Raw genomic sequence first — 24408 nt, forward strand, 5'->3', positions numbered from 1 at the left:
GCGCGGGACGGCCACGGCTGGTCGTTCTGACCCGGTAACCGCTTCCGCGTCCAGACGTGTGGACCGCCGTGCGTGATCTCGTCTGGCTCGTGGTCGCGGTGGTGGCCGGGGCACTGGCGGTCGTGGGCTGGGTGGCCCGGGAGCGCTGGGTGATGAAGCGCCGCCGGCGGCGCTGAGACCTGGGGCGACGGCGGAGCCCCGCGACGCCGCTTGCGCCTTGCGCGGCGCGGCGTGCGCCGGTAGCCTACCCGCGGCCACCAGGACACACGCCAAGGAGACCGCATGGGGAGCGACACGACGCGAATCGGCATCATCGGAGCGGGCGCCATCGGCTGTGTGGTGGGCGGATTGCTCGCGCGGGCCGGCCACGATGTGACCCTGGTTGATCCGTGGCCCGAGCACGTGGAGCAGATCAAGACGGCGGGGCTCCGGCTCTCCGGCAGCTGCGGCGAGCATCTGGTGCCGATGCCCGCGCTCCACCTGCACGAGCTGGCCACGGTGCGCGAGCCGTTCGAGGTCGTCCTCGTGGCGGTGAAGTCGTACGACACCGAGTGGGCCACCCAGATCGCGGTGGATCACCTGCGACGACCCGACGGCGTGGTGGTGGATTTCCAGAACGGCATCAACGATCATCGCGTGGCCGCGGTGGCCGGCCGCGACCGCACGCTCGGCTGCGTGATCCTGATCAGCGCCGGCATGTACGAGCCGGCTCACGCCATCCGCACCGATCGGGGCAGCGCCGCCTTCAAGATCGGCGAGCACGACGGCCGCGACACGCCGCGGGCCCGGCGCATCGCCGCGCTCATGAGCGAGGTCGCGCCGGCGGTGGTGACGACCAACCTCTGGGGCGAGCGCTGGTCCAAGCTCGCGCTCAACTGCATGCTCAACCCGCTCGCCGGGCTCAGCGGCCTCGGCACCGCCGAGGTCCGCTCCGAGCCGCTGACCCGGCGGCTGGCCGCGCACCTCGGAGCCGAGGTGGTGCGGGTGGGCCACGCGCTCGGGCACCGCATCGAGCCCATCCTGGGCATCGCGGTCGAGCGCTTCGCGGCGGCGACCGACTCCGGCGCCATCGACATCCTGGGCAAGGACATCGCGGCCGACGCGATGAGCCGGACCGGCGGCCGGCCCTCGATGCTCCAGGACGTGATGAAGGGCCGGCGCACCGAGATCGACTACCTGAACGGCCTCGTCGCCGCGGAGGGCCGCGGAGCCGGCGTGCCCACCCCGTTCAACGACGCGGTGGTGGCCGCCTTCCACGCGCACGCGGTGGGCGCGCTGCGGCCCGATCTCCGCAACCTCGACCCGCTGGTCCGCCTGCTGCCCTAGCGCCGCGCGCGACCGCGTGGAGCTGCTGTTCGTTCTGGGCGTCGGCCTCGCCGCCGGCACCATCAGCGGCATCGTGGGCTTCGGCTCCTCGATCATGCTGATGCCGGTGCTCGTGATCGTGTTCGGCCCGCTCCACGCGGTGCCGATCATGGCCATCGCGGCGATCCTGGCCAACTGCTCGCGCGTGGTCATCTGGTGGCGCCAGGTGGACTGGCGCGCGGTGGCCGCCTACTCCATCACCGGCGTGCCGGCGGCCGCGCTCGGCGCGCGCACCCTGCTCGTGCTGCCGCCGCGGCTCATCGAGGGCGCGCTCGGCTTCTTCTTCCTCGCGATGATCCCGGCGCGGCGCTGGCTCGCCGCCCGCGGATTCGCGCTGCGGCTCTGGCACCTCGTGATCATCGGCGCGGTGGTGGGCTTTCTCACCGGCATCGTCGTCACCACCGGGCCGATCACCGCGCCGATCTTCCTGGCCTATGGCCTCGTGAAGGGCGCGTTCATCGCCTCCGAGGCCGCGGGCTCGCTCGCGGTCTATCTGAGCAAGGCCGCGGTGTTCCGCCGCTTCGGCGCCCTGCCCCTCGAGGTGATCACGCAGGGGCTCATCACCGGCGCCGCGCTCATGGTCGGCGCCTGGATCGCCAAGGGCTTCGTGCTCCGCCTCCACCCCGACCGCTTTCGCCTGCTGATGGACGGCCTGATGCTCCTCTCCGGCCTCACCATGCTCTGGACCGCATTCAGATGATGGGGTCAGGTCTTGCATTACGACATTTCCGCCTCACGCGTCGCTTCGGCTGTGGCGAAGAAATGTCGTAATGCAAGACCTGACCCCGCAGTCAGCCGCTTCGGCTCGGGCGAAGAAATGTCGTAATGCAAGACCTGACCCCGCTACTCGAGCTCGGCGTTGTGCTCGCCGATGCGGGGAGGGGCGCGGCGGATGGGCGGGCGCTGGCCGTCGAAGGACAGCGGCAGCGCGACCACGTCGTAGTCGTCACCGGGCAGGCGCTGGATGATGCCGATGGCTTCGGCCTGCGGCTGGGCCACCGCCTCGGGCAGCGAGTGGATGGGGCCACAGGGCACGCCGCCGGCCTCCAGCAGGTCGATCCACTCGCCCTTCGTACGCGTGCGGAAGATCGCCTCCAGCTCGGCCAGCAGGGCGGGCTTGTTGGCCACCCGGGCCGCGTTGGTGGCGAAGCGCTCCTCCTTGGCCCACTCGGGATGGCCGACGACGGCGGCCAGCTTGGCGAACAGGCGATCGTTGCCGGCGGCCACGATCATGGTGCCGGTCTTGGTCTCGAAGCCCTGGAAGGGCACCACGCGCTGGCTGCCGGTGCGATGCCGCTCCGGCACCTCGCCGGAGGCGCGATAGCTCGCGAAGTGCCCCTTGAGCCACGCGAGCCCGGTCTCGTAGAGCGAGGCGTCGACCACGCAGCCGCGCCCGGTGCGCTGACGCTGCACGAGCGCGGCGAGCGCGCCCATCGCCGTCCACATGCCGGTGCCGTAGTCGAGGATCGACGTGCCGATCCGCGTCGGCGGCCCGCCCTCGTCCCCGTTCATCATCATGAGGCCGGAGAAGGCCTGCACCATCGGCTCGAATCCCGGCTTCAGCCTGAGCGGCCCGGTGCGTCCGAACGCCCACACCGAGCAGTAGATGAGTCGCGGATGCCGCGCCAGCAGCGTGTCGGGGCCGAGGCCCATCTCCTCGAGCGAGCCCGGCCGCAGATTCTGGACCAGCACGTCGGCGCTGCCGAGAAACTCGAGCAGCCAGGCCACCGCAGCGGGGTCTTTCAGGTCGAGGCTGATCCCGCGCTTGTTGGCGTTGACCGCGAGGAACCCGGGCGACACGCCCTTCCAGAACGGCGGCCCCCACTTCCGCGCGTCGTCGCCCTCCGGGCGCTCCACCTTGATGACGTCGGCGCCCATGTGGGCCAGGATCTCGGCGGCCATCGGCCCGGCCAGATTCTGCGCGACCTCGACGACGCGGATGCCCTCGAGCGGCAGCATCGGCGCCGCGCTCATGCGTTCGCCGCGATCGGATCGAGCATCACCGGCTCGAAGCGATGGCCGTCGCCGTCGCGCACGATCCGTCCGGGATGCGGGAAGTGGGAGGGCAGCACCAGCTCGCCGGAAGCGGCGTGGCGCTCGACGAACGCCTTGCGGGTCGCGGCGGCCTGCCGGGCGTCGTAGCAGAAGATGCTGCTCCACTGCGGCTCGGCCACCTGCACCACCCGGTGCATCAGGTCGCCGGAGAAGACCGCGTCGCCCGCGCTGGTGTGCACGCGCACGCCGACGTGCTCCGGGGTGTGGCCGATCCACGGCTCGTAGGAGAGCCACGGGTCGATCCGGTAGGTCCCGTTCACCATCACCGCCTGCCCCGCCTCCACCACCGGCACCACGCTGTCCGCGATGCAGCCGGACTTCTCGCGTCCCGCTTCGTGCTCGTGCTTCCAGAACTCCCACTCGCCGCCCGGGACGACGTACTTCGCCTTCGGGAACGTGGGCACCCACCGGCCCTTCACCAGCCGCGTGTTCCAGCCCACGTGGTCCACGTGCAGATGCGTGCACAGGACCAGGTCCACCTGCTCGGGGGTGACGCCGGCCGCGCCCAGATCGTCGAGATAGCCGCCACTGCGCTGGTTCCACAGCGTGGTCTCGTGGCGCTCCTTGTCGTTGCCGACCCCGGTGTCCACCAGCACGGTGTGCTGCGGGGTGCGCACGATCCAGGTCTGGATGCGCGAGCCGAGATCGCCGGTGACGTCGTCCCAGAAGTGCGGCTTCATCCACCGGTGGTGCTGCGCGACGCGGCCGGCGTCGGACTCCGGCAGCATCTGGGCGGTGGGGAACGCGGACCGGCCGATCTCGACGATGCGCGAGATCGAGACTTCCCCGAGCGTGAGCGTGTGCATGACCGTCTCCTGGCGTGCGGTGGCTAGCGTGCCGTCATGTGCGGCCAGAGCGCGTCGGGGCCGCGCGCCGCGACCGCGCGGCCGAGGGCCACCGACCAGTGGCTCTCGGCCCCGAACTCCGCGCGCCACGACCAGAGGCGGCGGGTGACGAAGTGCAGCGAGTGCTCGTAGGTGAAGCCGATGGCCCCGTGGGCCTGGTGCGCGATGCCCGCGCCGAGGCCGGCCGCCTCCCCGGTGCGCACCTTGGCCACCGCGATCTCGAACGACGGGTCGCCGCCCTCACCGGTGCGGTCGACCACGTGGAACGCCTGTTGCGCGGCCATCGCCGCCGCCGCGGTGTGACCGGCGAGCAGCGCGAGGTTCTGCTGGATGGCCTGGAAGGCGGCCAGCGGCCGGCCGAACTGCTTGCGCTCGGTCACGTACTTCACCGACTGGGCGAGCAGGAACTCGAGACCGCCCGCCATCTGCGCCGCGCGCACCAGCGCCCCGCCCGTCCACACCGGTCGGGGACCCAGGCGGCCGCGCAGCGGCGCCGCGGCCACCACCGGCGCGCCGGACCAGACGAGCGTGTCGCGCGGCTCGCGCGCGAGGCTCGCGTCGGCCTCGGCCTTGGCGTGGCCCCCGGCCACCAGCGCCACCATCGGTGACCCGCCGCCGCCGGCCACGACCAGCACGTGCTCGGCGCGGGCCCCCCACGGCACGCGCGTGGCGCGGCCGCTCAGCGTCCACCCGCCGCCGTGCCGGCCGAGGCTCAACGCTTCGTCTGATTGCTCTGGGTCATGCACCGGGGCCACCGTCATCGGCCCCATCGGCGCGTCGAGGCCGGCCTCGGCCAGGATCGACGCGGCCAGCATGGTCTCGGCCAGCGGCACCGGGGCCGCGAAGCGCCCGGCGGACATCAACACCACGAAGGCGTCGTTCCACGAGCCGCCGGCGCCCCCGCGCGCCTCCGGCACCTGCGGCAGGGTGAGGCCGTTCTCCTCCAGCGCCTGCCAGAGCGCGGCGGGCCACTCGCCCTTCTCGGCGCCCTCGAGGACGGCGGTGGTGGCGTGATCGGTGAACAGGCGCGTGCACGTCTCGTTCAGGATCGTCTGCAGCTCGTTCATGGTCTCGCTCCGCTCGACCGGACTCTTGTATCCGCTCGGCTCGCCTTCGGCTGCACCTCGCCCTACCGTAGGCCCAGCCCGCGGGCGATGATGCCGCGGAGGACTTCGCGGGTGCCGCCGCGCAGCGAGAAAGATGGCGCATGCTGGACCAGGTAGCCCAGCGTCTTCTCGAAGTCGCTCCCGCTGCCCAGCCGGGGCTCGGCGCCGGTCAGCGCGTGCACCGCCTCCGGGATCTCCTGCTCGAAGGTGGTGCCGATGTCCTTGACCACCGCGGCCTCCAGGTTGGTGGACTTGCCGGCCTGCAGCATGGTGGCGATCGACAGCGACATCTGACGCAGCGTCACCAGGTGCGCGGTGAAGTGGCCGATAAGGGCCGCGGCGCGCTCGCCCGGCTCCTGGCCCGCCTCGCGGATCAGCTCGATCACGAGCTGCAGCGACGAGAGATAGCGCTCCGGTCCGCTCCGCTCGAAGCCCAGCTCGGTCGTCACCTGCTTCCAGCCGTCACCCTCCTGGCCCACCCGCATGTCGTCGGGCACGAGGCAGTCCTGGAAGTGCACCTCGTTGAAGTGGTGGCCGCCGGCCAGGTCGATGATCGGGCGGATCGAGATGCCGGGCGATTTCAGATCGACCAGGAACTGCGAGAGTCCCTCGTGCTTCTTGTCCGGCACCACCTTGGTGCGGAAGAGGGCGATGGCGTAGTCGGACAGGTGCGCGTTGCTGGTCCAGATCTTGGTGCCGCTGACCCGGTAGCCGCCCGCCACCTTCTCGGCCCGCGTGCGGATCGAGGCCAGGTCCGAGCCCGAGTCCGGCTCGCTCATGCCGATGGCGAAGGCGAGCTCGCCCCGCGCGATGCGGGGCAGGAAGCGCTGACGCTGCTCCTCGGTGCCGAAGCGCAGCAGGAGCGGCCCGCTCTGGCGGTCGGCCACCCAGTGCGCGCTCACCGGCGCGCCGGCGGCCAGCGTCTCCTCGAGCACCACGTAGCGCTCCAGCGCGGAGCGCTCGTGGCCGCCGTACTTCTTGGGCCACGTCATGCCGATCCAGCCGCGCTCGCCCATGCGGCGCGAGAAGTCGCGATTGAACCCGCCCCACGACCGCGCGCGATCGGCGCCCCGGTACTGGGCCAGCTCCTGCTTGAGGAAGGTGCGCACCTCGTCGCGCAGCGCCTCCGCCTCGGGCGGCAGCGTGGACAGCTCGAAGTTGAATGTCGCCATGATCGTGACCCCTCTCCTTATATCCGCTCGGCTCGCCTTCGGCTGCACCTCGCCAAGCTACTACCTGAACAGAGATCGGGCGATGACCATCCGATGCACTTCCGAGGGCCCCTCGCCGATGCGGCGCACGCGGGCCTCGCGATACCAGCGCTCCAGCGGGAATTCCTTCGACACCCCGTAGCCGCCGTGGATCTGCACCGCCGCGTCGATCACGCGGCCCAGGACCTCGCTGGAGTAGAGCTTGGCGATGGAGGCCTCCACCCGCGCGTCCTCGCCGCGGTCGGCCTTCCAGGCGCCCTCCCAGATGATCCACCGGCACGCGCGCAACTCCACCTCTGCGTCGGCCAGCATCCACTGGATGGCCTGGCGCTGACTGAGCGGGGCGCCGAAGGTCGAGCGCTGCTTGGCGTGGGCGATGGCCATGCGGTGCGCGGCCACCGCCACCCCCAGGTTGCACGCCGAGTACGGGAAGCGGTTCTTCACCAGCAGGTCGAAGGCGAGGTCGAGCCCCTGCCCCTCCTGGCCGATCAGGTTCTCGGCCGGGATCTCGCAGTCCTCGAACGAGACGTCGTTGGGAATCGCCGAGGTGCGGATCACCCGGATCGGCCTGGCGTGGAACCCCGGGGTGCCGTGCTCCACGATGAAGCAGGAGATGCCGCCGCGGCCCTTCCCCTTGTCGGTGCGCGCGAAGACGATGCCCCACGGCGCGTCGTGCGCGCGCGAGATGAAGACCTTTCTTCCGTTGAGCACCCACCGGTCGCCGCGACGCTCGGCGCGGGTCTGGATCGCGCCGGCCGGATCGGAGCCGCCCGAGGGCTCGGTGATCGCGAAGAAGGTCTCGTTGCCGTCGCGCAGCGTCGGCACCGCGTACTTCTCGATCTGCGCCTTGCTGCCCGCCCAGATCGCGGGCGGAGGATAGCGGCCGAAGACACCGCCGCCGGGATTGTACAGGCCCATGCGGTGCTGGGACATCGCCTCCAGCACCACGCACATGCTGAAGGTATCGAGCCCGCCGCCGCCGTACTGCTCCGGAGCCGCGAGCGTCCAGAGGCCCGCCGCCTTGGTCTTGGCGGCCAGCCGCTGGAACTCCTCACGCGGCAGGTCCGGCGCGTCCGGATCGAGCGTCTGCTCGAGCGGGACGATCTCGTCCTGGACGAAGCGCCGGACCTGATCGCCGAGCAGGCGCAGCTCTTCCGGAAGCGTGAAGCCGGGGAACACCGTCATGGTGGGGGGATGATACCACCCCGGCCACCGCCCGAGCGGCGTCCCCGCAGTTCTGGACGCGGGAACTACTGGGCCTTCTTCAGGCTCACCGCGGCAGCGCCGAAATCCGCGTCCGCGACGCCCCACAGCTCGCGCGAGCCGTCGGCGTTCGTCCGCTGCTTGAGCGTGTAGCGGACCGGGCGCGACTGGCGGGGAGACGTGCCCTCGAGCTGGACGCGATCATCCGCGAACCAGCTGCTGCCGGTGGCACCGGTCATGGCCTTCCAGGCGCCGTCCGCCGAGAAGGTGATCCATACCTCCATCTCCTTGGCCCGCTCCATGGCGGTGGCGACCTGGACCGCGCTGCCGCGCCAGGTTCCCGTCAGCCAGTCCGGATGCACCTGCTGTGCCGCCGGCGGAATCTCCCGGGAAGAAGAAGAGGCGCACGCGGCCAGCGACAGGGCCAGCAGGAACAGCGCGATGGTCAGCACGGACCGATTCGTCATGGGTTCCTCCTTGTGGAGCGGCAGTGTGCGCGATCGTCCGACCGTGGTCCATGGGACCTTGGTCTCATGTACACTCGGGGGCGGCCCGGCCGGGCCGAATCCCCACGCCCGAGGAGAGACGCTCGACATGAAGAAGCGATGGTCGCTGTCGGTCCCGATGGAGGGATTCGCCCTGCCAGAGCTGGGCGACGTCGCTCGGGACGCGGAGCGGCTCGGCTACACCGACGCCTGGTCGTTCGAGGTGGACGGCGTCGACGGCTTCACCCCGCTCGCCGTCATCGGACTGGCCACGGACATGCGCATCGGCATCGCCATCGCGAACGTGTTCACCCGCGGCCCGGCCACGCTGGCCTCCACCGCGGCCGGTCTCGCCGACGTGGCCCCCGGCCGCTTCGTGCTCGGCATCGGCGCGGGCTCGCAGCCCATCGTGGAGTCGTGGAACGGCGGCCGGTTCAGCAAGCCGGCCACCCGCGTGCGCGAGACCGCCCAGTTCCTGCGCGCCGCGCTGGCGGGCGAGCGGGTGGTCTTCAAGGGCGAGACCATCACGGTGGACGGCTTTCGGCTCAGCCGCGTGCCGAAGGAGCCGGTGCCCATCCACGTCGCGGCCCTCCGCGAGGGCATGCTGCGGGTCGCGGGCCAGGTAGGGGACGGCGTGATCTTGAACTGGCTCTCCCCCGACGACGTGCCGCGCTCGGTCGGGGTGGTGCGCGAGGCGGCCCGGCGAGCCGGACGCGACGCCGACGCGATCGAGGTCACCGCGCGGCTCTTCGTCAACCTGGATCCGCCGGGGCCGGAGTCGGACCTGGTGGTGCGCCGTCACATCGCCGGCTATCTGAACGTGCCGGTGTACCGCGCCTTCCAGGAATGGCTCGGCCGCCGCGAGGCGCTCGGCCCGATGTGGAGCGCGTGGAGCGCGGGCGATCGCAAGGCCGCGGTGGCCGCGATCCCCGAGCAGGTGATGAGCGACCTGATGCCGCGCGGCGATCTGAGCCAGCTCAAGGCGCACATCCAGCGCTATCTGGACCGCGGCATCGACACCGCTTTTCTCTCGCTCATGACCTCGGAGCCCGATCCGCAGAAGAAGCGCGACCTGATGCTCGACGCCCTGCGCGCCCTCGCCCCCGGCCGCAAGTGAAGGGCGAGGTGCGGCCGCGGTCGGGCGAGGTGCAGCCGACGGCGAGCCGAGCGAATACGACGATCCAGCCGAGCGAATACAAAAAAGACGTCAGGGGGGCTACACATGGCCGATGAGGTGCTGCTGACCGTCGACGCCGGCATCGCCACCGTCACCCTGAACCGGCCGGATCAGCGCAACGCGATGAGCACCGCGCTGCTCCAGGGCCTGCGCGCCGCGTTCGACGGCCTCGACGAGCGGCGCGACGTCCGGGTGGTGGTGATCAAAGGCGCCGGCCCCGCGTTCTGCGCGGGCATGGACCTCAAGGAGATGCAGCAGCGGCGCGGGGAGGCCGATCCGGAGGGCAACGTGGTCGAGGTGCTGCAGCGGGTGGAGCGCTCGCGGCATCCCACCATCGCGGCGCTGCACGGCGATGCCATCGCGGGCGGCTGCGAGCTGGCGCTCCACTGCGACCTGCGCGTGGCCGCCGAGCCCGCGCGCCTCGGCATGCCGCTGGCGCGCATCGGGCTCGTCATCCCGTTCCCGCTGGGCCAGAAGCTGGTGGAGATCATCGGCCCCGCGCACACCCGTCACCTGCTGTTCACCGGCCAGCCGGTCGACGCGCGCCGGGCCTACGAGATCGGCATGGTGCACCAGGTGGTGACGCCCGGCGAGCTGGACGCGGCGGTGCAGGCGCTTGCCCGGCGCATCGCCGACAACGCCCCGTTCTCGCTCGCCGGCATCAAGGCGAGCATCCTGCGGGCCACGTCGCTGCGCGAGAGTATCCGGCACGACGACCTGGACGCGGCCGCGACCCGGGCCCGGACGAGCGGCGACGCCCAGGAAGGGCGTCGCGCGATGCTGGAGAAGCGGAAGCCGCAGTTCAGGGGCGAGTAGAAGGGCGGAGGGGCCTCGACGGCCCCCTTGTATCGTAGGGCCTTCTAGCGCGGTGGACCGCCCGCCATCATCGCGGCGACCGCGCGCGCGAGCGGATCGTCGGCGGCGGCCAGCGCCGCGCGCGTGCGCCCCTGGTCCACCGCGTCGCGGTTCTGGCTGAGCTTGGCCTTGCCCTCGAGGCGATCGATCGGGATCTCGAAGGCGACGATGCCTCGCTGCATGCCCGCCACGTAGTCGTCGGGGAGCGACTCGAACGACCATGCCGTCCCGCCCGCGCCCTCGTAGACGTGGACCAGATCGGCCAGCAGCGCCTTCACCCGCGACGCGTCCTCGACGAGCGAGCCCGTACCGGAGGCGTGCACCGCGACGTAGTTCCAGGTCGGCACGCTCGGATGCGTCGCGTACCACGACGGCGAGACGTAGGCGTGCGCGCCGGCGAAGACCACGAGGGTCGGACGGCCGGCGGCCAGGTAGCGCCAGTGCGGATTGGCCCGCGCCACGTGGCCGCGGAGGGTGCCGAGGGCGCCGCGACCGGCGTCCACCAGCATCGGCAGGTGGGTGACGAACGGCGCGCCCGCGTCATCCGCGGTGACCATCATCGCGAAGCTCTGCGCCCGCATCAGCGCGTGACACCAGACGGTGTCGGTGACCTCGAAGTGGCGAGGAACGTACATGATCCCTCCCGGGCCTCAGGGGAGGCGCAGGCGACCGTCGATGACCGGGACCACGCGGCCGCCGACCTCGATGCCGGCGACGCGCCCGCCGCTGGTGCCGACGCGGATGTGCAGGAAGCTCGGGCGGCCCATGCGCGTGCCCTGCTCGCTCACGATGTCGACCGTCGCGGCCGGCGCCACCAGCCCGCGCTCGACCAGATACGCGCCGAGCGGCCCGCTGGCCGACCCGGTGGCCGGATCCTCGGGGATCCCGGAGGTGTGCGGAGCGAACATCCGCGCGTAGACGGTGGCCGCGCCCGGGGTTGCGCCCGGCCGGTCGGGAGCGAAGACGAACACGCCGAGGTTCGGCCCCTCGCCCTGCGCGGCCATCAGCGCGGGGACGTCGAGACGGGCGCGGTCCACCGCGGCCCGGTCCTCGAGCGGAATATAGAGGAAGGCGTTGCCGGTCGAGCCGGTGCAGACCGGATGGCCGGCCAGCAGGTCCGCCTCGGCCAGCCCGAGGGCCCGCGCGAAGCCGGCGCGATCGGTCAGCTCGGGCCCGAATTTCGCCGCCCCGTGCTTCATCCAGAGGAAGCTCGGGCGCGCCGGATCGCCCTCCAGCGTCACCTCCACCGGCCCGATGCCTTCCTCGAGATTGAACCGCGTCGTCCCGGCGGGCAGCAGCTTCTCGGTCGCCAGCACCCACCCGGTCCCGATCGTCGGATGCCCGGCGAACGGGATCTCGCGCGCCGGCGTGAAGATCCGCACCCGCGCCGCACAATCGCTCCGCGTCGGCGGCAGCAAGAACGTCGTCTCCGAGCAATTCATCTCCCGCGCGATCCCCTGCATCTCGGCATCCGCCAGTCCCTCCGCCTCGAACACCACCGCCAGCGGATTCCCCCCGAACACCCGCTCCGTGAACACATCCACCTGCACGAACCTCCACTCCCTCACGCCCTCTCCTCCGTCTTCGAAGCGATCGTGTACGGCGCGCGCTCGGGCGCGTGCGGCACCGCGAGCGAAGGCCCGGGGGTGGGGGGCGGCGGGCGGCCTCGCTGGAACCGTGTCTTCTGCGGATAGTCGAAGGCGCGCCGTCCCATCTCGTGGCCGATCGCCGCGCATCAGCCGCCCGCGACTCAGCGTGTTCCAGCGAGGCCGCCCGCCGCCCCCCACCCCCGGGCCGTTGACTAGCCGACCCGCGACCGACTCTTCCGCACGACGTGCGCGAGATGCTCCCGCTGCTGCTCCAGCTCCTTGATCCGCAGCAGCCACTCCGCCCGCACCGCCACCATGCCGTCGCCGCCCAGCCGGTTCACTTCCTTCAGCGATTCCCGGTACGACGCCAGGGTGCGCTCGATCTCCTGCAGCTCCTCCGCCGCGGTCATGCGCGGTCCTTCTTCGCCGCCCGCGCGATGGTGGCGATCTTGTCGGCGAAGCTCACCTGGCTGTCGTCCTGCGGCGCATAGCCGATCACCTCGCGCGCATTGGCGATCGACCAGAACCGGTGGCTGTTGCCGCTGATGCCGTAGATGATCTGGAACGGGATGCCCCGCGCGTCGCGGATGTCCTCGGTCTCGACCATGCGGATCGCCTGCTGCACCTGGTCGCGTCGCGAGAGATAGGCGCCGAGCGCGCGGTGCATCACCGGGATGTCGCCCGGCTTCACCTGGTCGATGTCGTCGTCGCGCGGCCCGCCGATGCGCCACTGCACGATCTCCAGCGCGCGCCCGTCCACCTTGCCGGTGGCGAACACGAAGGCCAGCAGCTCGTAGGCCGCCTTGGCCCAGCCGTACCAGTTGTCGGAGCGCGGCGGCATCTCCGGGGTCACCATGTCGAGCCGGCCTTCCCACACCAGCCGCTCGTAGTAGTCGGCCGCGTGGTTCGAGCTGCACACCACCACCCGGCGCACGCCCTCCTCGAGCGCGACCCGGCAGACGTTGTAGCAGAGGGCCACGTTGGTGTGCTCGGCCCAGAACTTCGCGTCGCTGTTGTCCTGCCAGGTGGTGGCGTCGAGGCTGGGCGCGCTGACGAAGCCGCAGTGGATGACCGCGTCGGCGCCGCGGAAATGCCGGCGATACGCGTCGCGATCGGGCCGGGTCAGATCCGACACCACCAGGCCGGGCACCGCGCGCCCGTCGCGCGTGGTGGGCCGCACGTCGATCGGCACGAGGTCCCACCGCTCGCCGAGCTCCGGGAACATCCGCTGGGCGACGTAGCCGGCCGCCCCGGTCACCACCACGCGTCGCTTCGCCATGATCCTCGCCTTGCCTCCTGTCGGATTACTTCGTCCCGGACGGCGGATTGACCGGCGCCGGCGGCGTGGATTCGCCCCGCTCGGGCAGGCTCGGCCGGAGCGGCACGTACAGCACCGACGGACGGCCGCGGCCGCCCTGCGGGTAGAGATCCATGAGGTCGTACACGGTCCGCGGCATGTCGGTGGTGACGGGCAGCCCGAGGCTCTTGGCCATCTCCACCGTGATCGGGAAATCGTGCGTCCACCGCCCGTCGGACAGCGTGGTGGCCAGGGCGGTCGCCTTCGGCTTCGGCAGGTGCTTGGCCAGCACCTCGGCCACGAACGCGCCGACCTGGGTCCGCGCCTTCGCGGCCACGTCGGCGAGGATCAAGGTCTCGTCGTCGATGTCCTCGGGCCTCTTGATGACGGGAACCTTCACGATCGAGGCGGCGGGCATGCTGCCGACCTGCGGATCCACCGGCCCGAGCACCGCGTTGGGATCCATCACGATCTCGTCCGCGGCCAGCGCGATCAGCGAGCCGCCCGACATCGCGTAGTGGGGCACGAACGCGGTGACCTTGGCGGTGCGCTGGATCAGGGCCCGGGCGATCTGCTCGGCGGCCAGCACGAGCCCGCCCGGGGTGTGCAGGATCACGTCGATGGGCTGGTTCTCGGGGGTGAGCCGGATCGCCCGCAGCACCGCCTCGGAGTCCTCGATGCTGATCGAGCTGCTGACCGGCACCCCGAAGAGGGTCACGGTGTCCTGGCGATGGATGAGCGCGATGACCCGCGACTTGCGCTCCTGCTGGAAGCGTTCGAGCAGCTGGGTACGGGCGACCTCGGGCCGGTTCGCCCCGTAGACCTGCTGGAGGATCACCGCGATCAGCACCAGCCAGAAGAGCGCCTTGGCCACGCTGGCCAGCCGCTGCCACCAGACCATGCGATGGCTCTCTCTCGCCTCAGCGATAGTCGGGCGGGGGTACGAAGCCCTGGAACTCGCGCTCGAGCAGCCGCGCGAACTCGATGCACGTGCGATCGCCGTACTGCGGGCCCACGATCTGGACTCCCACCGGCAGACCGGCGCGGGTGAAGCCGCACGGCGCGACGGTGGACGGCAGGTAGGCCACGCCGCCGTAGCCGGCCCAGAAGAGCTGGTCGGTGGTCGGCACTCGGCGCCCGTTGATGAGCACGGTGCGCTCGTACCGCTCGCCCTCGTGGTCGTGCGGGAAGGCGGCCGACGCGGCGGCGGGGCAGAGCAGCAGGTCCCAGTCGCGGAAGAACTCGGCCCAGCGCCAGCGCATCTGGTGGCGCGCCTCGTTGGCCGCGAGCCACTCGCGGTGCGAGGCCACGTTGGCGCGCATCATCCGCGCGTAGTAGCGCTCGTCGTCCGGAAGCAGGCCGCGCGCGATCTCGAGGTTCTGCCGGTACTCCTCGTCGGTCTGCCGCCCCGAGGTGGCGGCGCGCAGGAGGAAGATGTAGTGCCGCTGCGCCTCCGCGGTGTCGATGTCGGGCCGCGCGGTCTCGCTGACCCGGGCCTTGGTCTTGCGAAGGAAATCGGCGAGCGCCCGCAGCCGCGTCTGCACCTCCTCGTCCACCTCCGACTGGGCGTCGGTCAGCATCACCGCGACCCGGAACTCGCGCAGCGTCTTCCGCTTCGGCGCGGGCAGGTCGAGCCGCCAGCCGACGCCGTCGATCTCGTCGGCCCCGGCCATCACCGAGAGCGCGATCGCCAGGTCCTCCGCGCTGCGGGCCATCGGGCCGACCACCGAGATGTCGCCCTGGGCCACGCGCCCGGGCAGGGCCTGCCCGCGCGGCGGCACGATGCCGAACGTGGGCTTGTGGCCGTAGACGCCGCAGTAGTGCGCGGGATTGCGAATGGACGAGCCGATGTCGCTGCCCGCCTCGAGCCCGGTGAGGCCGGCGGCGAGCGCGGCCGAGGAGCCGCCCGACGAGCCGCCCGGCGTCCGCGACACGTCCCAGGGATTGTTCGTGACGCCGTAGATGGGGTTGTAGCTCTGGTAGTCGGCCAGCCACGACGGCACGTTGGTCTTGCCGAACAGCACCACGCCGGCGGCGAGGAGGCGGTCCACCGCGAGCGCGTGGCGCGGCGGCAGGTTGTCCTTCAGGGCAGGCAGCCCCCACGTGGTGGGCAGGCCGACGACGTCGTACGACTCCTTGATGGTCATCGGCACGCCGTGCAGCGGGCCCCACGACTTGCCCTTCCGCAGCGCCGCGTCGGCCTGCTTCGCGCGGCGCCGCGCGCCCTCCCGGTCCATGGCGACGATCGCGTTCAGCGTGGGATTGAAGCGATCGACGCGGGCCAGGAACGCGTCGAGGACCTCGACCGCGCTGACCTTGCCGCGCCGGATGTCGGAGGCGAGCTGCCGGGCACTCTTGAAATGAAGATCGCTCATGCCGGTCCTCACGGGTCGAGGGTGAACGTCACGGTCACCGAGGCCTGGATCTCCTGCTCGCCGGGCGCCACCGGTATCGCGGCGGACATGGCGATGCGCGGAGCCGGGCCCGGCCCGGGCGGCGCGACGCCCGCTTCCTGCACCGACAGCACGCGCCCGACCTTCAGGCCCGCCGCGGCGGCGTAGAGGTCGGCCCGGCGTCGCGCGTCGGCCATCGCGCGCTTGCGGGCCTCGTCGAGCAGCGGCGCCGGCTCCTGCAGGCCGAAGTGGATGCCGTAGACGAGATTGGCGCCCTGGCTCACCTGCCGATCGAGCACCTGCCCGAGGCGCGCGAGGTCGCGGACCTTCACCCGGACCTGATTGCTCACCTCGTAGCCGGTGATCTCGGGGGGCTGACCTTCCTTGGGCGCGCGGCGCTGCGGGGACACGCTGATGTTGGTGGTCTGGATGTCGCGCGGTCCGATGCCCAGATTGGCGAGCGACTGCAGCAGCCGCTCCATCGCCTGGCTGTTGGCGGCCATCGCCTGCGCCGCCGTCGCGGCCTGCGTCACCACGCCGGTGGTGATCTCGGCCTGGTCCGGCGTCGCCGACACCGTGCCGGATCCCGCCACCGTGACGGTGGAGGCTCGCCGCGGCGCTCCGTCGTTGGGCGCCACCGCCACGCACGCCGACGCGGCGAGCGCCACGAGCAGCGCGAGCGCGAGCCCGAGCCGCGCGCTCACGGCGTGCCCACCGTGAACAGATCCAGCTCCTCGTCCTTGGCCCGCAGCCGCGTGATGAGGAAGCGCAGGAGGTTGAGGTAGATCACTTTGCCCACCCGCGCGTCACCCTCCGCGATGATGCGGAACTCCTCGCGCGACAGGAAGAACAGCTTCGCGCCCGCGAGCGATCGCGCCGCCGCCGAGGTGGCGTGCTCGTCGATCAGCGAGTATTCACCGAGACAACGGCCGGGGCCCAGCGTGTTGAGATGCACCTCGCTGAGGCGCCGCGACCGGCCGCCCGACCCCTCGGGCAGGAACACCTCGACGAGGCCTTCGAGCACGACGTAGAGCCCGGGTCCGCGCGTGCCCTCGGAGAGCAGGAGCTCGCCGGTGGTCGTCTCGACCAGCAGTCCGCGCGCGATGATGTGGTCGAGCGCGGCCGGCGGCAAGTGCTCGAAGACCACCGAGGCGGCGAGGATGTGCCGATAGCCCCCCTTGCCGGTGAGCTCCATGGAGGGCCCATTCTGGCACAAATCGGCCGAGCCGCGCCGGCCCGGTTCGCGCGCCGCCCGCTCGCGCACGCGGCGGCTCGAGCGCCGCTGTGGTAGGGTACGCGCCGTGAGCAAGACCGAGGTCACGCTCGGCACCGCCACGCCCGGCGGCGGCTTCCCGGTGTACGGGCAGGCGGTGGCCGACACCATCAACGAGGTGGACGCGACCCTCGACGTGCGCCCCCGCAACACCAAGGGCAGCACCGAGAACGTGCCGCGGCTCGAAGCGGGCTCGATCGACCTGGCGCTCGTGCAGGGCGAGGTCGCCCACGAGGCGCTCGCCGGCGTCGGACGGCCGCCCGCAGACCTGCGCGTGCTCGCCGCGATGTACTCCACGCCCGGGATGTTCGTGGTGCGGGCCGATTCGCCGTACCGGTCGATCGCGGATCTGAAGAGCCGGCCGGTGGCCTTCGGCGCGCGTGGCTCCGGCCTGATCCTCCTCGCCCGCTACGTGCTCGACGGCCTCGGGCTCGAGCGCGATCGCGACTTCCAGGCGGTGTTCCTGGACGCGGCCGGCGACGGCCCCGCCATGGTGATGGACGGCCGCGTGGCCGCCCTGTGGGGCGGCGGCATCGGCTGGCCCGGCTTCACCGCGGTGGCGAAGGGGCCGAGGGGCGGGCGGTTCCTGGTGCCCGATCTCGACGGCATCCACCGCATCCAGCGCACCCATCCCTTCCTCAAGCTGATGCTGGTGCCCGCCAATTCCTACCCGGGCCAGACCACCGGGCTGGTATCGGTGGGCTCGTGGAGCTTCATCATGACGCGCCCGACCCTGGCCGACGACGTGGCCTATCGGCTCGCCCGCGCGCTGCACCGAGGCGAGGCGGCGCTGGGCGCGCGCCTCGCGCAGGGGCGCGAGACCACCGCGGCCAACACCGTCGCCGCCATCGCCCGCCCCGAGCTGCTGCATCCGGGCGTGCGCCGGTACCTCACGGAGGCCAACCTGCTGGCCGGGCCGGCCCGGTAGGCAGAACCCGGTAACTCCGACGCGCGATCGCGGAGAGAGCGCCGCGCGGTGCGCTCATCCCCCGCGCCGACGCGCGCGCGAGCCGGGAACGGAACTTGCTGAACGGAACGTGCTGAGACGACAGCGCGGCGATATGGCCAGCTCGAGCCCCCGGATCACCGAAGGCCTGCCGAACCCGCTGGGCGCCACCTGGGACGGCCTCGGGGTGAACTTCGCGCTCTTCTCCGCCAATGCGGTGAAGGTCGAGCTCTGCCTGTTCGACGACACCGGCACGCGCGAGCTCGAGCGCATCGAGCTGCCCGAGTACACCGACGAGGTGTGGCACGGCTATCTGCGCGACGTGCGGCCGGGCACCGTGTACGCGTATCGGGTCCACGGCCCGTACGAGCCGGACGCCGGCCATCGCTTCAATCCGCACAAGCTGCTCCTCGATCCGTACGCGAAGGCGCACGTGGGCCGGCTCGCCTGGCGCCCGGAGATCTTCGGCTACACCATCGGGGCGCCCGACGACGACCGCTCGTTCGACGAGCGGGACAGCGCGCCCTACGTGCCCAAGTGCCAGGTCGTCGATCCCGCGTTCACCTGGACGCGCGACCGCCGACCCGGCACCCCGTGGGAGCGCACCGTCATCTACGAGGCGCACGTCAAGGGCTTGACCCGCCTCCATCCGCTGGTGCCGGAGGCGCTGCGCGGGACCTTCGCGGGCCTCGCGCGCCGCGAGGTGCTGGATCACCTCACCGGGCTCGGCATCACCGCGGTGGAGCTGCTGCCCATCCACGCCTTCGTCGACGACGGCTATCTGCTGGAGAAGCGCCTCACCAACTACTGGGGCTACAACTCCATCGGCTTCTTCGCGCCCGAGCCGCGGTACTTCGCGACCGGCGACGCGGCCGAGTTCAAGCAGATGGTGGCGCACCTGCACGACGCGGGGCTCGAGGTCATCCTCGACGTGGTCTACAACCACACCGCCGAGGGCAACGAGCGGGGGCCGACGCTGTCGTTCAAGGGCATCGATAACTCGTCGTACTACCGACTGGTACCCGACGCCAGGCGCCACTACATCAACGACACCGGCACCGGCAACACCGTGAACCTGAGCCATCCGCGCGTGCTGCAGATGGTGACGGACAGCCTGCGCTACTGGGCCACCGAGATGCACGTCGACGGCTTCCGCTTCGACCTCGCCACCATCCTGGGCCGCGAGCCGCACGGCTTCGACGAGGGGGGCGGCTTCCTCGACTCCTGCCGGCAGGATCCGGTGTTGAATTCGGTGAAGCTGATCGCGGAGCCCTGGGACCTCGGACCGGGCGGCTACCAGGTCGGCGCCTTCCCGCCCGGCTGGGCCGAATGGAACGACCGCTTCCGCGACACCGCGCGCGGCTACTGGCGCGGCGACGACGGCAAGGTGGGCGACCTGGCCGGCCGGCTCGCCGGCTCGGCGGATCTCTTCGACAAGCGCGGCCGGAAGCCGTGGGCCAGCGTGAACTTCGTCACCGCACACGACGGCTTCACCCTGAACGACCTGGTCTCCTACCAGGACAAGCACAACGAGGCCAACGGCGAGGACAACCGGGACGGCACCGACAACAATCTCTCCGCCAACTACGGGGTGGAGGGGCCGACGGACGACGCGGCCATCCGCGCGGTGCGCGAGCGGCAGAAGCGGAACCTGCTCGCCACCCTGATCCTCTCGCGCGGCACGCCGATGATCCTGGCCGGCGACGAGTTCGGCCACACCCAGCGCGGCAACAACAACGCCTACTGCCAGGACAACGAGATCAGCTGGCTCGCGTGGCCCGATCCGGCCGACGGCGGGGAGGCGCGCGCGCTCACCGCGTTCGTGCGCAAGCTCACCTTCCTGCGGCACGCCTTCCCGATCCTGAGACGGGGGCGCTTCCTCACCGCGCAGTGGAACGAGGAGCTGCAGGTCAAGGACGTGACGTGGATCAACGCGGACGGCTCCGAGATGAGCGGCGAGCAGTGGCGGGATCCGCACATGCGCTGCTTCGGCATGCTGCTCGACGGCCGGGGCCAGGAGAGCGGGATCAAGCGGCAGGCCGGGGATGCGACGCTGCTGCTGGTCATGAACGCCTACCACGACGTGGTGAAGTTCAGCCTGCCCGAGCTGGTGGGCGGCTCGCGCTGGCTCTGCATGCTCGACACCAACCAGCCGGAGCGCTCCGACCTGCCCTCGTTCGACGTGGGCCAGGCCTACGACGTGACCGCGCGCTCCTTCCTGCTCTTCGCCGGCCTCACCATGGGCAGCCCCGGCCGCGCCGTCCAGCGCATCGCGCTGGAATTCACCGCCCGCTCCTCCCGCTGAGGGTTCAGCTGAGGGGTTCAGCTGAGGGGTTCAGCTGAGGGGTCAGGTCTTGCATTACGACATTTTCGTGTCCCGCTGCCATATCGCCCCGAGCGCGGAAAATGTCGTAATGCAAGACCTGACCCCGTTCTAGAGAAACGGGCGGAGGTCGATGCGGTGGCCGGTGGCCGCGGAGAGGTAGGCGCCGTAGATCACGGCGGTGACGTCGCGGGCGAGCGGACCGCCGGAGAGCGGCTCGCGGCCGAAGGCCACGCATTCCACGAAGTCCTGGATCTCCTGCGGATAGCCGGTGGTCCACTCCTCGTCGGGCTGCGGCGCGGTCCATCCCGCCTTGGTCTCGATCTTCTCGACGATGTACTCGTCGCCGAACACGGCCGGGTCGGGCGCGTAGGCCTGCACGACGTCGTTGGGATTGATGTTGCAGAGCACCACCGCCTTGGCCCCGTAGATCGCCATCGAGTTGCGGATGCCGCCCAGCACCGTGTCGGCCGCCGAGATCTGGGCCACCGTGCCGTCGTCGAAGGTGACCAGCATGCTGCCCCAGTCCTCCACGTCCGCGCCGTCGACCGTGTTGAGATAGCGCGGAGACGACGCGCGGAAGACCGCGGTGTCGGCGAGGTGAGCCACCTCGGCCATGACCGACACCGGGCGGACCGGCGCGCCGCGCAGGCGCCGGCCCTCGTCGGCCTTGAGGTAGAGCGCGCCGCCGAGCGGATGGCACGCCTTGCCGATCAGCGAGCCGCCGCCGCCCGTCACCCAGTGCTTGTTCACCGCCGAGTGCGTGCCCGAGTGGCTCTCCTCGCCGACCAGCCTCAGGATGGGCCCGCCCGAGGCGGCGAGCAGCCGGCGCGCCTTCTGGATGGGTGGCGCGTAGACCCAGTTCTCGGCGTAGCAGAGCCGCACGCCGGCTGCAGCGGTCGCGGCCAGGACCTCATCGGCCGCGGCGAGCGCGGAGCGGAGCATGTCCTCCCGCGGTGTCGCGGACGGGCCGAAGAAGCCGGTCAGCGGCTTCTCCACGATCACGTGCTTGCCCGCCCGCGCCGCCTCGATCGCCATCGGAGCGTGGTGGTGCGGAGGCACGCACAGATCCACCAGGTCGACATCGGGGTCGGCCAGCACCGCGCGGAAGTCGGCGGCCACGCGCGCGACCTTGAACTCCTTCGCGTAGGCCTGCGCGCGCGCCGGGCGCGACGCGGTCACACAGGCCAGCTCCACGTCCACCCCGCGCACGTGCTGATACGCGAGGCCGTGGATGTGGGCGACGAAGCCGGCGCCTATGAGGCCTACACGTACTGTTGGTCGTGGCGCGGTCATGCTGTCCTCCGTGTACTTCTTCACGGCTCTTCAGCTGCGGGGGCCCCGACATGGCCCCCGCACTCCCCCAGTTCCGTTCCTGGCCACTCGGGGCGTGCGGTACTGCACGGTCGGCGCTCAGCGGGTGCGGAGGCGCCACCAGCCCAGGAGGGCGGCGACGCCGGTCAGGCCGATGGCTCCGTTGGTCGCGAGGGCTCGCTGCACGCCCCAGCGCTCGGACATGGCGCCCACCATGAACGCGCCGATCGGGAACACGCCGCCCCACACGAGCGTGTAGATGCTCATGACCCGGCCGCGCAGCGCGTCGGTCGAGGCCAGCTGCATGGTCGTGTTGCACGCCACCACCGCGATGACGCCGAAGAAGCCGGTCAGGAACAGCATCGCGATCGCGGGCCAGACCGAGCGGACCACCGAGAGGCCGAGGAGCCCCCCGCAGGCCAGCGCGGCGGCGGCGAACATGAGCGGGCGCGGCGGGCGCGGACCCGCCATGCCCAGCGCGAGCGCGCCGGACACCGCGCCCACGCCGAGGGCGGCCATGAGGAACCCGAAGCCCTCCGCGCCCAGCCCCAGCACGGTGCGCACCACCAGCGGCACGTAGATCGTGAAGTTGAAGACGCAGAAGCTCACCATGAAGCAGAGCCCGAGAGCCAGCACCATCTCGCGAGTGCGCCACACGTAGCGCAGGCCGGTCAGGATCTCCTGACCCACGCTACCACCCGACCCGGGCTGGGGCAGGCCACGCGAGCGCAGCGTGCTCATCATCGCGATCGCGATCACGAAGCCGACCGCGTTCATCAGGAAGGCGGGCGCCACCCCGTAACGAGCGATGACGAGCCCGCCGATGCTGGGCCCGACGATCCGGGCCGCGTTGAAGCACGCCGAGTTCAGCGAGATCGCGCTGCTCACATCCGCGCGGCCCACCATCTCGGCCACCAGCGACTGGCGCGCGGGGCCGTCGAGCACGTTGGCGAGGCCGACCCCGGTGGCCAGCACCGCCACGTGCCAGTACTCCACGTGGCCGACGTACACGAGCGCCCCGAGCAGGAGAGCCTGGCCCCCCAGCACGGCCTGGGTCACGATGAGGAGCCGCTTCTTGGGCAGCCGATCCGCGAGCGCGCCCGAGACGATCGAGAAGAGCAGGATCGGCCCGAACTGGAGCGTGCCGATCAGGCCCAGCAGCAGCGGGGACGAGGTGAGGGTCAGCACCAGCCAGGACTGGGCCACCGTCTGCATCCACGACCCGATCTGGGCGACCAGCTGGGCGGTGAAGAAGCGGCGAAAGTCGTCGTGGCGGAACGCGCGGAGCGCGACGGGCAGGGCCATGGGGCGGCCGCTCAGCCGCCGGCCACGCCCTGGGTGTTGACGAAGATCGAGTAGAGCGACTGGCTCCCGGCCAGGAACAGGCGATTGCGCTTCACGCCGCCGAAGCACAGGTTGGCGCAGCGCTCGGGCAGCAGGATGCGGCCGATGAGCCGGGCGTCCGGGTTGTAGATCGCGACGCCGTCCAGCCCCTCGCCGCCGCCCCAGCCGCACCAGAGGTTGCCGTCGGTGTCGCAGCGCAGCCCGTCCGGGATGCCGGCGCCGGCGTCGATGAAGACGCGGCCGTTTTCGAGCGCGGTGCCGTCGCCCACCACGTCGAAGACGCGGATCTCGCGCGGCACCGCGCCGGAGACCACCACGTAGAGCCGGCTCTCGTCGGGCGAGAAGCACAGGCCGTTGGGGCGAGGAACGTCGCCGGTGACCACGGTGGCCCGGCCCGTCTTCGGCTCGAGCCGGTAGACGTTGGTGGGCAGCTCGAGCGCGGCGGCGTGTCCCTCGTAATTGCTCAGCACGCCGAAGGGCGGATCGGTGAACCACACCGAGTCGTCCGACTTGACCACCACGTCGTTGGGCGAGTTCAGGCGCTTGCCCTCGAAGCGATCCATGAGCACCGTGATGGTGCCGTCGTACTCGGTGCGGGTGACGCGGCGGCTGTCGTGCTCGCAGGTGACGAGCCGTCCCTGTCGGTCGCGGGTGTTGCCGTTGGCGAAGTGGGACGGCTTGCGGAACACGCTGACCGCCCCGGTCTCCTCGTCCCAGCGCATGATGCGGTCGTTCGGGATATCGCTCCAGAGCACGTAGCGGCCGTCGCCGAACCACACCGGGCCCTCCGCCCAGCGAAATCCGGTGGCGAGCCGCTCCACCGCCGAGTTGAAGACGCGATACTTGGTGAAGCTCTCGTCGAGGATCTGCACCGCCGGATCGGGATAGCGGACGGGCGTGGTCTGCATGGCCCCCGGATGGTCGCCACTCCCGCGAGAGAAGTCAATCCCCCTATGCTACAGTCGCGCGACATGAGCGCAGCCGCGGTCCGTCATCTCTCCAAGGCCGATCCGGTGATGCGCGCGCTCATCCGCCGGGTGGGGCCGTGCGGGCTCGCGATCCGCAACCAGCAGCCGTTCGAGACGCTGGTGCGCGCCATCGCGCACCAGCAGATCCACGGCCGCGCCGCCGAAGCCATCCTGGGCCGTTTCCTCGCGCTCTTCCCCGGCCGGCGCTTCCCCGCTCCCGCCGCGGTGGCCGCGATGGACGCGCGGAAGATGCGCCGGGCCGGATTCTCGCGCGGCAAGATCCGCGCGATCAAGCACATCGCCCGGGCTGCGTGCGCGGGCGGCGTCCCCACCCGCGCGACCTGTCACCGGCTGACCGACGAAGCGATCATCGAGCGCCTGATCGAGCTGCACGGGGTCGGGCAGTGGACGGTGGAGATGCTGCTGATCTTCACGCTCGGCCGGCCCGACGTGCTGCCGGTCGACGATTTCGGAGTGCGCGAGGGCTTCAAGCGCGCCTACGGTCGCCGCACCCAGCCCACGCCGAAGCAGCTGCGGCGCTACGGCGAGCGGTGGAGGCCCTACCGCTCGGTGGCCGCCTGGTACCTCTGGCGCGCCGCCGAGCAGGCCCTACACCGCAAGGTCGCGCCGGCCGTCACCTAGCCGGCTGATCAGCCTGC

The 24408-nt window shown here is 71.4% G+C and carries 24 protein-coding genes; 7 read left to right on the top strand and 17 right to left on the bottom strand.

Annotation, left to right across the window (positions count from 1 at the left end; translation table 11 throughout):
* Nucleotides 1-282 precede the first annotated feature (282 nt).
* Both VKN16_13790 and VKN16_13795 read left to right on the top strand, forming a co-directional pair.
* Nucleotides 283-1326 carry a 2-dehydropantoate 2-reductase gene (locus VKN16_13790; protein HME95274.1) on the top strand — a complete coding sequence of 348 codons (1044 nt, stop codon included), beginning with the start codon at nt 283-285 and terminating at the stop codon, nt 1324-1326.
* A 16-nt stretch (nt 1327-1342) separates the two neighbouring features.
* The gene (locus VKN16_13795; protein HME95275.1) at nt 1343-2065 is read left to right on the top strand and encodes a sulfite exporter TauE/SafE family protein; all 723 of its coding nucleotides are present in this window, start codon (nt 1343-1345) and stop codon (nt 2063-2065) included.
* 143 nt (nt 2066-2208) lie between these two features.
* Here VKN16_13795 and VKN16_13800 read toward each other — a convergent pair whose 3' ends face one another.
* From VKN16_13800 to VKN16_13825, 6 genes are all read right to left on the bottom strand, one after another.
* Nucleotides 2209-3339 (bottom strand): CoA transferase, encoded by a 1131-nt coding sequence (locus VKN16_13800; protein HME95276.1) that lies wholly within the window; start codon nt 3337-3339, stop codon nt 2209-2211.
* Nucleotides 3336-4226 carry an MBL fold metallo-hydrolase gene (locus tag VKN16_13805; GenBank protein ID HME95277.1) on the bottom strand — a complete coding sequence of 297 codons (891 nt, stop codon included), beginning with the start codon at nt 4224-4226 and terminating at the stop codon, nt 3336-3338. The genes VKN16_13800 and VKN16_13805 overlap by 4 nt, the downstream gene beginning before the upstream one ends.
* Nucleotides 4227-4249: 23 nt before the next feature.
* Nucleotides 4250-5332 (bottom strand): acyl-CoA dehydrogenase family protein, encoded by a 1083-nt coding sequence (locus VKN16_13810; protein HME95278.1) that lies wholly within the window; start codon nt 5330-5332, stop codon nt 4250-4252.
* A 62-nt stretch (nt 5333-5394) separates the two neighbouring features.
* A complete protein-coding gene (locus VKN16_13815) occupies nt 5395-6543 on the bottom strand; it encodes an acyl-CoA dehydrogenase family protein (GenBank protein ID HME95279.1) in 1149 nt (382 codons plus the stop codon).
* 60 nt (nt 6544-6603) lie between these two features.
* Nucleotides 6604-7767 (bottom strand): acyl-CoA dehydrogenase family protein, encoded by a 1164-nt coding sequence (locus tag VKN16_13820; protein HME95280.1) that lies wholly within the window; start codon nt 7765-7767, stop codon nt 6604-6606.
* Nucleotides 7768-7832: 65 nt separating this feature from the next.
* Nucleotides 7833-8252: a hypothetical protein gene (locus VKN16_13825; protein HME95281.1), complete on the bottom strand. Its 420-nt coding sequence runs from the start codon at nt 8250-8252 to the stop codon at nt 7833-7835.
* Between the two features lie 127 nt (nt 8253-8379).
* On the opposite strand from VKN16_13825, the gene VKN16_13830 reads away from it, so the two are divergent.
* Together VKN16_13830 and VKN16_13835 are read left to right on the top strand one after the other, a co-directional pair.
* Nucleotides 8380-9387, top strand: coding sequence for an LLM class F420-dependent oxidoreductase (locus VKN16_13830; GenBank protein ID HME95282.1), 1008 nt, complete (start codon nt 8380-8382; stop codon nt 9385-9387).
* A gap of 105 nt (nt 9388-9492) precedes the next feature.
* Complete coding sequence (locus VKN16_13835) at nt 9493-10263, top strand: enoyl-CoA hydratase/isomerase family protein (protein ID HME95283.1); 771 nt, start codon at nt 9493-9495, stop codon at nt 10261-10263.
* Between the two features lie 44 nt (nt 10264-10307).
* Here VKN16_13835 and VKN16_13840 read toward each other — a convergent pair whose 3' ends face one another.
* The 8 genes from VKN16_13840 to VKN16_13875 all read right to left on the bottom strand — a co-directional run bounded on the left by VKN16_13840 (nt 10308) and on the right by VKN16_13875 (nt 16776).
* Complete coding sequence (locus tag VKN16_13840; protein HME95284.1) at nt 10308-10937, bottom strand: FMN-binding negative transcriptional regulator; 630 nt, start codon at nt 10935-10937, stop codon at nt 10308-10310.
* A gap of 15 nt (nt 10938-10952) precedes the next feature.
* Nucleotides 10953-11870, bottom strand: a complete 918-nt coding sequence (locus VKN16_13845) for a PhzF family phenazine biosynthesis protein (GenBank protein ID HME95285.1) — start codon at nt 11868-11870, stop codon at nt 10953-10955.
* Nucleotides 11871-12103: 233 nt separating this feature from the next.
* A complete protein-coding gene (locus VKN16_13850) occupies nt 12104-12301 on the bottom strand; it encodes a hypothetical protein (GenBank protein ID HME95286.1) in 198 nt (65 codons plus the stop codon).
* On the bottom strand, nt 12298-13170 hold the full coding sequence (locus VKN16_13855) for an NAD(P)-dependent oxidoreductase (GenBank protein ID HME95287.1): 873 nt from the start codon (nt 13168-13170) through the stop codon (nt 12298-12300). Before VKN16_13855 ends, VKN16_13850 begins: the two co-directional genes overlap by 4 nt.
* A gap of 25 nt (nt 13171-13195) precedes the next feature.
* Entirely contained in the window at nt 13196-14089 is an 894-nt protein-coding gene (locus VKN16_13860) for a hypothetical protein (GenBank protein ID HME95288.1), read from the bottom strand.
* A 19-nt stretch (nt 14090-14108) separates the two neighbouring features.
* The gene (locus VKN16_13865; protein ID HME95289.1) at nt 14109-15563 is read right to left on the bottom strand and encodes an amidase; all 1455 of its coding nucleotides are present in this window, start codon (nt 15561-15563) and stop codon (nt 14109-14111) included.
* 8 nt (nt 15564-15571) lie between these two features.
* A complete protein-coding gene (locus VKN16_13870; GenBank protein ID HME95290.1) occupies nt 15572-16285 on the bottom strand; it encodes an SIMPL domain-containing protein in 714 nt (237 codons plus the stop codon).
* Complete coding sequence (locus tag VKN16_13875; GenBank protein HME95291.1) at nt 16282-16776, bottom strand: cyclic nucleotide-binding domain-containing protein; 495 nt, start codon at nt 16774-16776, stop codon at nt 16282-16284. Before VKN16_13875 ends, VKN16_13870 begins: the two co-directional genes overlap by 4 nt.
* 106 nt (nt 16777-16882) lie before the next feature.
* On the opposite strand from VKN16_13875, the gene VKN16_13880 reads away from it, so the two are divergent.
* Nucleotides 16883-17782, top strand: a complete 900-nt coding sequence (locus VKN16_13880; GenBank protein ID HME95292.1) for a TAXI family TRAP transporter solute-binding subunit — start codon at nt 16883-16885, stop codon at nt 17780-17782.
* A 133-nt stretch (nt 17783-17915) separates the two neighbouring features.
* Complete coding sequence (gene glgX / locus VKN16_13885) at nt 17916-20105, top strand: glycogen debranching protein GlgX (GenBank protein HME95293.1); 2190 nt, start codon at nt 17916-17918, stop codon at nt 20103-20105.
* A 129-nt stretch (nt 20106-20234) separates the two neighbouring features.
* Here glgX and VKN16_13890 read toward each other — a convergent pair whose 3' ends face one another.
* The 3 genes from VKN16_13890 to VKN16_13900 all read right to left on the bottom strand — a co-directional run bounded on the left by VKN16_13890 (nt 20235) and on the right by VKN16_13900 (nt 23689).
* Nucleotides 20235-21443, bottom strand: coding sequence for a Gfo/Idh/MocA family oxidoreductase (locus tag VKN16_13890; protein ID HME95294.1), 1209 nt, complete (start codon nt 21441-21443; stop codon nt 20235-20237).
* 93 nt (nt 21444-21536) lie between these two features.
* Complete coding sequence (locus tag VKN16_13895) at nt 21537-22742, bottom strand: MFS transporter (GenBank protein HME95295.1); 1206 nt, start codon at nt 22740-22742, stop codon at nt 21537-21539.
* 11 nt (nt 22743-22753) lie between these two features.
* Entirely contained in the window at nt 22754-23689 is a 936-nt protein-coding gene (locus VKN16_13900) for an SMP-30/gluconolactonase/LRE family protein (protein HME95296.1), read from the bottom strand.
* A gap of 63 nt (nt 23690-23752) precedes the next feature.
* On the opposite strand from VKN16_13900, the gene VKN16_13905 reads away from it, so the two are divergent.
* Nucleotides 23753-24391, top strand: coding sequence for a DNA-3-methyladenine glycosylase (locus VKN16_13905; GenBank protein ID HME95297.1), 639 nt, complete (start codon nt 23753-23755; stop codon nt 24389-24391).
* Nucleotides 24392-24408 lie beyond the last annotated feature (17 nt).

Source organism: Candidatus Methylomirabilota bacterium (assembly GCA_035315345.1).
In the GTDB taxonomy this organism is placed as follows: domain Bacteria; phylum Methylomirabilota; class Methylomirabilia; order Rokubacteriales; family CSP1-6; genus CAMLFJ01.